The sequence below is a fragment of the Proteus sp. FME41 genome (assembly GCF_014897315.1).
GTDB lineage: Bacteria > Pseudomonadota > Gammaproteobacteria > Enterobacterales > Enterobacteriaceae > Proteus.
In genome coordinates this window covers 1-11636 of sequence record NZ_JABUYL010000013.1, presented here as the reverse complement: position 1 = coordinate 11636, position 11636 = coordinate 1, and the positions used below count along the sequence as shown (strand labels likewise).

Here is an 11636-nt window from a genome sequence, read left to right as displayed (position 1 = left end):
ACGCTAATATCTTTCCAATATACATATTTTGATAATTTAGAATTATCTTAATTGCTAAGAAAGATGACCTAAACTAGGCTTACATTTTGTTGCTACTAAATTTAAGGATGAAGTCATGAATTGGTATTTAGAAGTTATTAAAAATAATTACGCTAACTTTTCTGGACGCGCTCGCAGAAAAGAATATTGGATGTTTACACTGATAAACACCATCATTATTACTATCCTGTATGCAATCATGTTTTCATCAATAGACATGAATACAGGTGAAATGGGCGGATTAGGTTCAATTATCAGTATTATTCTAGGTATTTATTCTTTAGCAATTATTGTGCCTAGCCTTGCGGTCACTATTCGCCGTTTCCACGATCAAGATAAATCAGGTTGGATGTTCTTACTTGCCTTTATCCCATTTGTTGGTGGATTAATCGTTTTTGTCTTTATGTGCCTTGAAGGAACTAAAGGCGACAACAGATTTGGCCCAGATCCTAAAGCTTAATCTACTGTTGATATAATATGATATACAGTGAGTACCCTATTTTATCAGTTTACTCACTGTATTTATTCCGTTTTTTCTTTATGACTCCCTCTCTTTTTTTAATCCTATTTTTTCTCTTTTAATTTCCCCTTCTCTGTTATTTTCCCACTGTTCTATTTTATTTTTTTGTGGTTCACTTATCTAATACTGTCTATTTAAGTATCAACATGACATTACCACCTGTTAATTCTCTTTATTATACTGATTTTTAAGTTTTTTCTTTTTTGAGAGTTTGAACTCAATCACACAATGATGAGTAAAGACTTCACTTCACTTTACTAAATCAATGTTAGTGTTGATAATGACTATCATTATTAATTGAAAATGATAATATCTACATCGATAAAACAATTAAATGAGTCAGGTAAAAAAACGTGAGTAATCCAAATACACCTCAAGAAAAAAACATTTATAAACCCGCGCCTCCTCGTCTAGTTCAAGTGAAACGTATTACTGACGTTACACCAGGAATGCGCTGCATCACTTTTACCAGTGATGATTTAGATACTTACCCAGCAGATACGGCTGGCGCACATCTGAAAATATTTTTGCCTTTAGAAGGTCAAGTTAAACCCACTGTACCTGGATTTTCTGAAAAAGGGCCCAAATGGCCTGAAGGCGAACCAAGATCGATTGTTCGTACTTATAGTGTTCGTGCAATTCGTCCTGAGCAAAAAGAGCTAGATATTGAATTTGCTGTTCATGATGATGCCGGCCCTGCTATTCATTTTGCGTTAAATGCTAAAGAAGGTGATTATATTGGTATCACGAATCCAGGTGGTCCAGATCCCTTATTAGCACCAGCTTCACATTATTATATGGCCGCAGATCCAAGCTCATTACCCGCACTAATGGCTTTAATTGAAACCATGAAACCCGATGTTCAAGGTAAAGTTGTTATACGTGTAGAAAATGAAGCACATCGCCAAGAAATTAAACACCCTAATGGCTTAGACATTATTTGGTTGATTGGCTCTGTTGAAGAACAGACTCAACACTTAATCAATGAATTTATGTCGTGGAAATTACCCGCTGAAGATGTTGCATTTTGGATTGCCGGTGAAGATAAAATTATTCGCGCATTAAGACGCCATATTCGCCGTGATAATGGTTATGATCGCAGTTTGATTTATGCCATTCCTTACTGGCGCTTTGGTTATGATGAAGAAGGCTATCATGCTGAACGTCATCATGTTATGGATAATGAAGATGTAAGTTAAGTGATAAATTAAAGATTAAACGTTGGCTATACAGGCTGCATATTAACTCCCTCAATAATATGCAGCCTTTTTTATTTATACAGAAATTCCTACATTCTCTTAGTCATTATAAGCAGCGAGTACATGCTGGCATAATGTAGAACGGACACAATCTTCTTGCATAAACTTAATCACACCCACTCGATTATTGGCTTCAAATCGAGCAAGCGCATCAGCTAATCCAGAATGCACACTAGAAGGTAAATCACACTGTGTAATATCTCCATTCACAACAACAGTGACATTTTCCCCCATTCTGGTTAGAAATAATTTCATTTGATTTACAGTAACGTTTTGCGCTTCATCTAAAATAACAAATGCATTTTCAAAGGTACGCCCTCGCATATAGGCAAAAGGCGCTATTTCGACTTTACCGATTTCGGGGCGTAAACAATATTGTAAGAATGAAGCGCCTAAACGTTTGACTAATACATCGTAAACAGGACGAAAGTAAGGTGCAAATTTCTCTGCAATATCTCCCGGTAAAAAACCTAAATCTTCATCTGCTTGTAAAACAGGCCGCGTAACAATAATCCGTTCTATTTCTTTATTAATTAAGGCATCAGCCGCCATTGCAGTACTCAAAAACGTTTTGCCGCATCCGGCTTCTCCTGTCGCAAAAATAAGATTTTGATGTTTAATGGCATTCATATATTGGCGTTGTATTTCATTGCGAGGAGAAAGTACTCTTTCATCACGCTTTTCTCTCGCCATACCTATGGTATTGATATCGCCAAATCCTGGTAAAACCATAACATTATCTCGATGTGCTCCGTTACGTTGTTCTTTACGTGAAGTGCGTTTATTTTCTCGGCGTAAACGTGTTGCTGCTTTTTGTCTACTCATAATGGTATTTACCCTTGTTAGTCTTCAAAAAGTCATCGATATCTCTTATTTGTATCCCTGTTACTTATCTATAAGTCCCCTTTAGACTTTATCTAACTGTAGAAAACAAAAAAACCGGTCACAATTCTGAACATTAACTATCAATGAGCGATTGTTGCCGGTTTTCTGTGGGTAACGTGATATTTCCGTTGCTTCTGTCATTCATATTCCCCATCATGGAGTTAGAGTGAAAATTAACGAAGCTTTGTGACAGTATAATGACAAAATAAAAATATTTTCAATATGATTGAAGTTGATAACAAGACAAAGTGAATATTAATCTAACAATGCACATTATTTAAGGGGAAATAAATGAATTTCTTACGATTACCCTTTGTTTATTGGTTACTACTGAATCTTATTCCATTTATTGGTTTTGAGCTTCATTCAGGTACGCTAAAGATGGGTTTCTTTTTCTATTTAGGTTTACTCACCGTCACCACATCTGGGATCTGGCTTTTTTATTGTCTCTCCTTTTTTATTAAACAGAAAACCTCCCCGAATCCAAATCATATACCTAAAGAATTAGTCACCAGCGGCCCTTATAAAATTAGCCGTAACCCAATGTATTTAGGATTTTTAGATATCAGTATTGGATTATTTTTTATTTTTGGTAATTGGGGATTTTTAGGTGCTGCGATTGCCTTCTTCTTGATTACTGACCGCTATACCATCGTACGTGAAGAAAAAATATTAAGTGAATTATTTCCACAAGCGTGGCAACAATATTGTCGCCACGTTCGTCGGTGGATGTAGTTACTCGTTAGTCAAAAAACTAAGGTTGTTTACAATTGTTGGCTAAACGATAGCCCGCTTTCGTGGCTTCATTTTCTGTTTTGAAATAGACCGCATTTTTATCTGACATGGTTTTATAACCCGAACAATGGGCAAAATGATAAATCTTGCTATTAATATTGCCTTTAATATCTACGGGCTGTACTGCGCTAGTTTGCTTTGGTGTTTCAACTTTAGCTTTAGTTACTGGCGTAGTATTTGATGCAGATAATCCGATTCCGCTATTTTTATGCCCTAATTGCCATTTCATTTCGCCTGTAACAAAGGGATTATGATAACCAACAACACGTGCTATACGATTATCACGCTCTTTTTCCCATGCCGTTGGTGGATAGGCATTATCCCAAGCCATTAATAATTGTTGTTGCTGACGTGACATCGAGAGATTATAGCGGTCATGTAAATAGAAATAGACCCTGGCGACTTGGCCTTTCACTTCATTGCGTGGCTCAAACGTACGCGAAGCAAAATCGACACGGCTGCGACATTGCCCATATTGATAAGGTGCTTGTGCAGGTAATTGTCCAAAGCTAAAATTGCTACGATCACCGTTAACTTCACCAATAGAGGGCGCTAAATTATGTAAGTCTGCTTCGATTTTGCCAAAAATAGGATCGCTTTTTACACATTGAGTTCGACCTCCATTTTGCCAACATTGACGCTGATGCCCAAACACCCATGCGGGAACAATATGCTCCCATTCAATACGCGCTGCTCTTGTTTGTTGCGTTCTCACTTGATATCCGCAACTGGCTAAATCAACACGCCCTCCCGATTTACCTACCCATTCCCAATCACAACCACAATAAATCGTTCCTTGTGATTTTTGATTTTGATCATAATAAATACGTTCTTTTGCTATCTCTTTCGCTTTCGTGAAATTTGTAGGGGCTTGTGCTTGAACATGTAATGTAATAATAAATAAACTCAACACAACCGCGGTATAGTGTAATATTTTTCTCAAAGTGGTATCTGCCTTACGCTTTATTTTATTAAACCAAATAAAAATTATCTTTAATAACCAACTGATAATCTTATTTTTATTTTATCTAATATTACCTTTTTTTGATTTATTTTGGGCAATCTTTCTTACTATTTTTTATATGAAAAATAAAACAATAAGCGTGAATGGTGATAGAAAAAGCCGTTATTCTCCACATTAACGTAAACGGGATTTGCTATGGTTTGTCCATCACTGATTTAGAGAGATTAAAAAAATGAATGAGAATATGCTGAATTTAATGGATGAATTAGTTGAAATAACAAAAAAGCATGCGAATAACGAAGATGTTAAAGCGCATGCAAGTTTGGAGTCTGAAAATAAATTACGGATCCAGATTATTATTTCTGACAAAAACGAACTAGATATTACATTAAATTCACTACAACACGCCATGTAAACAATTATACACTCGGACGCTTGCGATATAACCATAATCCCGGCAAGGATAGCCCGATAGAAAGCGCTCCGACAATAAATGAAGCTTTAAGGAAGTTCGTAACTAAAGCTTCAAAAATCTCCTCGCTATAGCCAATTTGTGTTAACTTCACCACCGAGATCATCGCGATATAAGCATTAATCCCAGGAAACATAGGAATAACCGCCGCAACAGTAAAGACTTTAGGATGTGCAAGCCACCAGCGTGACCATTGAATACCAATACAGCCCACTAAAATGGCAGCACAGAAACTGGCCCATTCAATGTTCATTCCACTCATCATTAAGATTGTGCGTGAACCATGCCCTATTGCCCCTAATAACGCACAATATTTTAGTGCCCGCAAAGGGACATTAAATACCATTGCAAAACCCACTGCTGGAATAGCTGCTAAAATCATGTCTTCAATAAGGGTAAGGATAATCGTTATTATGCCCAATCTCTTAACTCCCATACCGCCATCGCTAAAATAACCCCTAAACACGTCGCTAACGTCAACATTGTTGCCATCGCCCAACGGGCTAATCCTGTATTAACATGCCCTTTAAACATATCAGCAACCGCATTAATTAAAGGAAATCCGGGAACAAGCAATAAGACACTGGCGGCCATTGAAATAGTTGCGGTTGTTTGAAAGTAGGAAAGTTTTAATAATAAACCTGAAACAGACGTAGCAACAAAAGCGGTAATACAGAAATTAATTAATGGATTTATTTGACGATGCGTTAATGCTTGTCGTACAAACATCCCTAATCCACCGCCAATAGAAGAGACTAAAAAACCATCCCAATTGCCCCCATTTAATTTTGAGAAACAACCGCAAGATAAGGCAACCATAAAAATAATCGCCCAACGTGGGTAACGTAATGGTTTTATATGTTCAAAGCGCTTTCTTGCTTCGTGAATATCCGCGAGGTGATGCTCCACCAAAATCACAATATGCTGAACTTCTGTCACAACATGCATATTAATACCACGATCAACAATCTTTCGTGTGGATGTTTGACAATGCCCATTAACGATCGTTGTTAATACCACTGCATTAGCAGAAATTGCACTTTCAACTTGATGTACACCTAACGCTAAACCGAGACGGGTTGAAAGTTGCTCAACTAGCATACTTTCTGCACCATGTTGCAATAACAACAAGGCAGTTTGAATACATAATTTGGTAATTTCACGCTGTTTATCTTGTGAAATGGCTGAGCAGTCAGCCATTATCTCATTGTCCATACCATGCCTTAGTTTTAATCAAAAACGAGCTATTGCTAATATAAAGTTTATCAGCATAGTCTGTTTTTCGCTCTATCATCTTTCAAGACTATTATGAACAAATAAAATATTTAAGGCTGTAGGTAGATCAATTTTTGTTTACTCACTCACTTATTAGTAAAATCTGCTTTTTTTAGAAAAAACAGTTAAATAATATATAAAATAATAAAGGCGACAACGTATTTGGCGCCCAAAATAATGTATTACGTCATTTTATCGTAGAAGTTAATTACTCAACCAATTCATTAGCTTTAACATACGATTCATCCAGCGTTTCTGCAACAAATACGGGAACACCGTAAACAGCAGAAATAACAGTCGAGAGTTGCACCAGTTGCTCTTTATCATTTTTTTGTGGATCTGCTGTCATTATCATACCAGCACAATTTTCACTAAGCAGTGCCTTACCCTCTTTTAGCCAACGCCTTACGGCTTTCATACCGTCCATATCTTCTTTTTTATGCTCTTTCTCTTTTTTATTAATGGATGGGTAAATCAATACAAATTTTTGTTTTTCACTTAGTACAACATCCATTTCAGAAGTCCAGTTATTGGCATCATCCAGCGTTTCTGGAAATATTTTCATGGTAATAACAGGAAATTTCTCAACATCCATGACAATAAAATTTTGGTTATTCAACATAACACTTATCTCTCATTAAAAAATAACAAGCTCCACTTTAGAATGCCTATCATTCTCAATCAATGAAGTTCCTTATGTTTACATAAAAACCGCATTAATAAACAATTGCGCCCTATCTATCTTTTTTTATCTAGTATTGAGATGAAAATGTATATCCGAAATGATAAATAATTTTTTATAAACCAAGGTGAAAAAGCCCCTAAATAACTTAGGGGCTTTAGCTATTTTTTTACTTTTATGAGAAATTTTAGCGGACAACTAATACAGATTGTTTTGCATAAGCAACAATACCTGATGCATTTGAACCTAATAGATGTGTTGAAATACTTGGACGGCGTGAGCCAATCACAATCAAATCAGCATTAATTTTTTCAGCCAGCTCTAAAACTTTATCTCTTGCAGATCCAAAAACAGCAGAATACTCAACTTGCTCATTAGGCAAATCAATACTATCAGCTAATTCTTGCAGTTGTTCTTGTACACGCTCTAGTGCTTTATTTGCAAAAGAACTTAGCATGTCATAATGGTAGCTATAGCTAATAGAGAAACGTGAAATATCAGGAATAGCATGGAAAAGATGCAGTTTTGCGCCTTCTAATTTAGCAATATAAACAGCGTGTTGTAACGCTTTAGTGGTTAACTCATCTTCTGAAATATCAACAGGTACTAGAATTGTCTTGTACATAGCAACTCCTCATTATCAGATTATTGTCTGTTTATTATTGTAGCGTTAAACCCACAGCTTGCTTATTTAATCTTCCTCAAGATGCCATTTATGCAATTGTCGATGAATAAAAGGTGTCACAACTAACCCAATTGATAAAATAAAAACACACTGAAGAAATAATCCATAAATCGCAATAAAAAAGCGCCCTGTTGGGGTTGCAGGTGCTGGCTCTACTGGTTGCCCACTTAACATGGATATTGCATTTAACGAGGACTCCATAAAACTATGTCCTTCAATTAAATAAAACCCTAATACACCAGGTAATAACCCTAAAAAAAAGAAAATAGAGCCAATTACATAATAGCGTAAGATGCGTAGAATAAAATGATCGAGCCTTAAAAGTTCTTGGGTAAATTTTTCCATTCTTATTCACTCTATAGACTGTTTACTCAATCAACTGCTTATTGAATAAATAAGATAAACTACGCAAAAAAAAGTAAAAAATATGCTACGAGGAAAACTCATAGCATATTAATGAATAGCTTAACGAACAACTAAAACTGAAATTTCAGCATAACGAACCACACCCGCGGCTGTTGAGCCTAATAGGTGAGTACTGATATTCGGTCGGCGTGAACCAATCACAATTAAATCTGATTGGATCTCTTTTGCTGTTACTAAAATTTCATCACGCGGTGAGCCAAAAGTAACCGTATAAGCGACCTTTTCAGCAGGTAAATCCACCGAATCTACCAACATTTGCATATCATTTTCTGCTTTCACCGTCGCTTTGTCTTTAATTTCTGGATAACCCAGTGAATAAGCATTAATGATTGCCGAAGAGATAGGAAGAACATGAATTAAATGTAAATTAGCTCCGGTTTCTTTTGCTAAATACACAGCATGTCGTACCGCTTTACTGGTTAACTCTTCTTCAACAATATCAATAGGCACTAAAATCGTTTTATACATAATAACTCCTCTCAACTCTCCATTTGCCTTAATCCTATCGCAATAACCTAAAGATTACTGTGAGTGAATTAACTAAAAACGCCGAATCTCATTATAAACCTACTTTAATTATTAATACGTTAAGCTAAAAAGTAAAAGATCTTATTCAAAATAGTGTATATTGTGTCGCTATGTTAATGAGTGGAGTTGGTTACGAATATTGCGGATAGTATCAATTAATTCTGATGCCGTTAATCCTATTGGCCCAATACCCTTTTCAACTAAAATATCAGCCGCCATCCCATGTATCCAAACAGCACTTTTTACCGCATCTGACATCGTCATTCCTTGCGCTAAAAAACTCCCCATAACACCCGTTAATACATCACCACTTCCTGCCGTTGATAAACCGCTATTACCTGTTGTATTGATTGTTATCTCCCCAGTTGGAGAAGTAATAACCGTATTTTGCCCTTTTATAATGGCCCAACAATGGTAAAGCGTTGCAATTTCTTTCGCTGAACCTTCTCGATCATTTTGAATATCTCGCAATGTGCAATTAAGTAAAATAGCCGCTTCTTTGGGATGTGGCGTTAGCACACAGTATTGATTAAGCGATATGGGGGATTTTAATTTCGCCATCAGTACCAATGCATCGGCATCAAAAACATAAGGTTTATCGTCAATACGTTGTGCTAAAATCGTTGATAAAATACATTCAGAGTCTGTCGATAATCCTAAACCACAGCCGATTGCCCATGCGGAAATCGCTTGCTGATTGATCAATGCAAATGCTGTTTTTAGCATTAATTCTGGCGCGCTATCAATAAAAGGAAGAGGTAATTGCGATTGTGCAAAACCAAGAAATACTTTTCCACACCCTGCTTTTAATGCACTTTTTCCTGCTAATACAATAGCGCCGCTCATTCCCTCGGCACTCCCAATAACGCCTAATGTACCAAACGTTCCTTTATGTGTATTTCCCGTTTTACGCTGACAAAGTGCAGGATATTGCGTTATTGCATATAATAGTTGTTCTTTTTTCATCTTACTTTTTCCTTCACCATTTCCTGCATTTTTTCTTATTGCTAATCGTGATGGATTTTCCATGCTCTGTTACACTCAATCTTTAAAGTATAGCGTGATTTCAACGAATAAACGGGACGGCGTATTATTTGTCTAATTGTTATACTAACAATTTCAATCTTATAAAATGCTTTAGTTATAGCTATTCATACCTCACCAAGACTTTGCTATTCTATTGACCTAATTTGATATGATACGTAATTAAAGACAAAGGAAAGTAGATAATGAACGAGAAATTTAAAACACAAGCAGATGTTGAGACCTTAGCCGAAGAAGTGGCATGCCTAAAAACCTTAGTCACTTATATGTTAAAGGCATTAGGTCAAGCCGATGCTGGCCGTATTATTTTAAATATTGAACGTGCTATTAATGAAGTTGATGACGAAAAACACGCTGAGACATTCCGCAATACAATTAGCCAAATTAAGACAGCTTACCGTCAATAATTAATTGATTTTTGATATTGAGTACTAGCACATATTTTCAATCTATTTTCTAAACTTTTTGTGCTGCACAAATAAACAAAATTTAGTTTTAAATTTCTATATACTCAATCTCGAAATAAACCATTCTTTATTCATTTAGCTACCCCTCTACCCTTATAGAGGGGATTTTTTTCTCTTCTTTTCATTTTCCTCATTAAATTATTTTCTTGTCGTATTAATGATAATTTTTTCTCTGACACACTATTTTCATTGTATGAAAGGTATAGAACACTCTTTTTGTTAAGTATTTTTAATGTTAATCAGTTCAAATCTATAAAAATAAAAAATACACTATCATATACATAATGATTATAAAATAACCTATATAATACAATACATTAAAGTTATTTAAATGTTAATAAAATATAGCTTTGCTATTTTATATTCTTATTTTTATATTTAAACTTTTATTTTCTCATTTTTAATGCAAATAAATATAAGTATCATAAAATGTAAATAAAGATAAATCCTAATATTCTTTCTTAAAAGACGTTCTCTTTATTGCATATTATTCGACGTTATTAGGTTGTAGAACTCTAGATTATTATCTTTAAAGACAATAAGAACAATAAGATCGCGCTTATTAAGGTTAATAATATTAATTATTTATATTTTTACACTTATTCTGATTTATCGTCATTAGTGTTTGTATGTTACACTCAATCCGTACGCACTAAAAAATAAACCATGAGGCTTTATAATGAAACCACTTCTCTTATCTCTGCTGTTATTACCTGCTGTTGCATTTGCTAACCCAACTAAAATGGCAGACGACTACTGCGATACGTTTAAAGATATCTCAATCAAAGCTTATGACACTAAAGAACCTGCTGAGAAAATTGCAAAAGAAGCTGTCGCATCATTAAATGCAAAGAAATTTGATTTTGCAAAATTAGAAGCAACTGAAGCACAATTTACTGAAGGCACCATCGAAGTTGTTAATTCTTTACGTGATGCAAAAGCTGAAATTGGCTCTCGTGCTGAATTTCAAGAAGGCCTAACACAAATTGTTGCCGCATGTAAAATTCAAATGGTCTCTGCATTAAAAGAACAAGAAAAATAATTCTCTCATCAACAAAATGAGTAGCAATCAATTTAAAGAGTAGAAATTATCCTGCTCTTTTTTATTTAGCCCTCTCCATCACTTATTCATCTTCTCTTATTCTTCCCTTTTGCTTTTCATTTCTCTTTTTTTCTTTCTCTATAACTAACTCTCTATACTCTAAATAATTCAAGATGTAGCTAGGCGACAAATGAATGAGTCGCTAGGAGCATACAAGAGTATGTGACTAGTGCGAGAGAATGAAGTCAACAACGCTACGGCTTGAAGTATGACGAGTAAATACTCTAAATAATTCAAGATGTAGTTAGGCGACAAATGAATGAGTCGCTAGGAGCATACAAGAGTATGTGACTAGTGCGAGAGAATGAAGTCAACAACGCTACGGCTTGAAGTATGACGAGTAAATACTCTAAATAATTCAAGATGTAATTAGGCGACAAATGAATGAGTCGCTAGGAGCATACAAGAGTATGTGACTAGTGCGAGAGAATAAAGTCAACAACGCTACGGCTTGAAGTATGACGAGTAAATACTCTAAATAATTCAAGATGTA

General features: G+C 35.4%; 15 protein-coding genes. 6 read left to right on the top strand and 9 right to left on the bottom strand.

The window, feature by feature from the left end:
* Positions 1–115 precede the first annotated feature (115 nt).
* Together INT04_RS12720 and INT04_RS12715 are read left to right on the top strand one after the other, a co-directional pair.
* On the top strand, positions 116–499 hold the full coding sequence (locus tag INT04_RS12720; protein ID WP_193016482.1) for a DUF805 domain-containing protein: 384 nt from the start codon (positions 116–118) through the stop codon (positions 497–499).
* Between the two features lie 413 nt (positions 500–912).
* Entirely contained in the window at positions 913–1758 is an 846-nt protein-coding gene (locus tag INT04_RS12715) for a siderophore-interacting protein (RefSeq protein ID WP_193016481.1), read from the top strand.
* Positions 1759–1857: 99 nt separating this feature from the next.
* Here the strand turns inward: INT04_RS12715 and phoH are convergent, their stop codons facing one another.
* Positions 1858–2643: a phosphate starvation-inducible protein PhoH gene (phoH, locus tag INT04_RS12710; protein ID WP_193016480.1), complete on the bottom strand. Its 786-nt coding sequence runs from the start codon at positions 2641–2643 to the stop codon at positions 1858–1860.
* Between the two features lie 351 nt (positions 2644–2994).
* On the opposite strand from phoH, the gene INT04_RS12705 reads away from it, so the two are divergent.
* On the top strand, positions 2995–3438 hold the full coding sequence (locus tag INT04_RS12705) for a methyltransferase family protein (RefSeq protein WP_193016479.1): 444 nt from the start codon (positions 2995–2997) through the stop codon (positions 3436–3438).
* Positions 3439–3457: 19 nt separating this feature from the next.
* On the opposite strand, the gene INT04_RS12700 is transcribed toward INT04_RS12705, so the two are convergent.
* Entirely contained in the window at positions 3458–4441 is a 984-nt protein-coding gene (locus INT04_RS12700; protein ID WP_226894093.1) for an endonuclease, read from the bottom strand.
* 253 nt (positions 4442–4694) lie between these two features.
* On the opposite strand from INT04_RS12700, the gene INT04_RS12695 reads away from it, so the two are divergent.
* Positions 4695–4877: a hypothetical protein gene (locus INT04_RS12695; RefSeq protein ID WP_036912881.1), complete on the top strand. Its 183-nt coding sequence runs from the start codon at positions 4695–4697 to the stop codon at positions 4875–4877.
* Between the two features lie 4 nt (positions 4878–4881).
* Here the strand turns inward: INT04_RS12695 and INT04_RS12690 are convergent, their stop codons facing one another.
* The 7 genes from INT04_RS12690 to INT04_RS12660 all read right to left on the bottom strand — a co-directional run bounded on the left by INT04_RS12690 (position 4882) and on the right by INT04_RS12660 (position 9559).
* The gene (locus INT04_RS12690; protein ID WP_413465740.1) at positions 4882–5370 is read right to left on the bottom strand and encodes a threonine/serine exporter; all 489 of its coding nucleotides are present in this window, start codon (positions 5368–5370) and stop codon (positions 4882–4884) included.
* Positions 5346–6149, bottom strand: a complete 804-nt coding sequence (locus INT04_RS12685) for a threonine/serine ThrE exporter family protein (protein ID WP_193016477.1) — start codon at positions 6147–6149, stop codon at positions 5346–5348. Before INT04_RS12685 ends, INT04_RS12690 begins: the two co-directional genes overlap by 25 nt.
* Before the next feature lie 268 nt (positions 6150–6417).
* Positions 6418–6831: a hypothetical protein gene (locus INT04_RS12680; protein WP_193016476.1), complete on the bottom strand. Its 414-nt coding sequence runs from the start codon at positions 6829–6831 to the stop codon at positions 6418–6420.
* Between the two features lie 247 nt (positions 6832–7078).
* Positions 7079–7516, bottom strand: a complete 438-nt coding sequence (locus INT04_RS12675) for a universal stress protein (protein ID WP_193016475.1) — start codon at positions 7514–7516, stop codon at positions 7079–7081.
* A 66-nt stretch (positions 7517–7582) separates the two neighbouring features.
* Entirely contained in the window at positions 7583–7921 is a 339-nt protein-coding gene (locus INT04_RS12670) for a hypothetical protein (protein WP_075674296.1), read from the bottom strand.
* A 120-nt stretch (positions 7922–8041) separates the two neighbouring features.
* On the bottom strand, positions 8042–8470 hold the full coding sequence (locus tag INT04_RS12665; RefSeq protein ID WP_193016474.1) for a universal stress protein: 429 nt from the start codon (positions 8468–8470) through the stop codon (positions 8042–8044).
* 168 nt (positions 8471–8638) lie between these two features.
* Positions 8639–9559: an NAD(P)H-hydrate dehydratase gene (locus INT04_RS12660; protein ID WP_226894092.1), complete on the bottom strand. Its 921-nt coding sequence runs from the start codon at positions 9557–9559 to the stop codon at positions 8639–8641.
* Between the two features lie 197 nt (positions 9560–9756).
* Between INT04_RS12660 and INT04_RS12655 the strand changes: the two genes are divergently transcribed.
* Both INT04_RS12655 and INT04_RS12650 read left to right on the top strand, forming a co-directional pair.
* Entirely contained in the window at positions 9757–9981 is a 225-nt protein-coding gene (locus INT04_RS12655; RefSeq protein ID WP_319022971.1) for a DUF2594 family protein, read from the top strand.
* 739 nt (positions 9982–10720) lie between these two features.
* Entirely contained in the window at positions 10721–11083 is a 363-nt protein-coding gene (locus INT04_RS12650) for a hypothetical protein (protein WP_193016472.1), read from the top strand.
* The last annotated feature ends 553 nt before the right edge of the window (positions 11084–11636 follow it).

What these genes read in the sequence shown, in the direction of transcription:
- INT04_RS12705 (WP_193016479.1), top strand. Translation starts at nt 2,995, where the DNA reads ATGAATTTCTTACGATTACCCTTTGTTTATTGGTTACTACTGAATCTT.
- INT04_RS12680 (WP_193016476.1), bottom strand. Translation starts at nt 6,831, where the DNA reads ATGTTGAATAACCAAAATTTTATTGTCATGGATGTTGAGAAATTTCCT.
- INT04_RS12650 (WP_193016472.1), top strand. Translation starts at nt 10,721, where the DNA reads ATGAAACCACTTCTCTTATCTCTGCTGTTATTACCTGCTGTTGCATTT.
- INT04_RS12690 (WP_413465740.1), bottom strand. Translation starts at nt 5,370, where the DNA reads ATGGGAGTTAAGAGATTGGGCATAATAACGATTATCCTTACCCTTATT.
- INT04_RS12660 (WP_226894092.1), bottom strand. Translation starts at nt 9,559, where the DNA reads ATGGAAAATCCATCACGATTAGCAATAAGAAAAAATGCAGGAAATGGT.
- INT04_RS12670 (WP_075674296.1), bottom strand. Translation starts at nt 7,921, where the DNA reads ATGGAAAAATTTACCCAAGAACTTTTAAGGCTCGATCATTTTATTCTA.
- phoH (WP_193016480.1), bottom strand. Translation starts at nt 2,643, where the DNA reads ATGAGTAGACAAAAAGCAGCAACACGTTTACGCCGAGAAAATAAACGC.
- INT04_RS12720 (WP_193016482.1), top strand. Translation starts at nt 116, where the DNA reads ATGAATTGGTATTTAGAAGTTATTAAAAATAATTACGCTAACTTTTCT.
- INT04_RS12675 (WP_193016475.1), bottom strand. Translation starts at nt 7,516, where the DNA reads ATGTACAAGACAATTCTAGTACCTGTTGATATTTCAGAAGATGAGTTA.
- INT04_RS12685 (WP_193016477.1), bottom strand. Translation starts at nt 6,149, where the DNA reads ATGGACAATGAGATAATGGCTGACTGCTCAGCCATTTCACAAGATAAA.
- INT04_RS12665 (WP_193016474.1), bottom strand. Translation starts at nt 8,470, where the DNA reads ATGTATAAAACGATTTTAGTGCCTATTGATATTGTTGAAGAAGAGTTA.
- INT04_RS12695 (WP_036912881.1), top strand. Translation starts at nt 4,695, where the DNA reads ATGAATGAGAATATGCTGAATTTAATGGATGAATTAGTTGAAATAACA.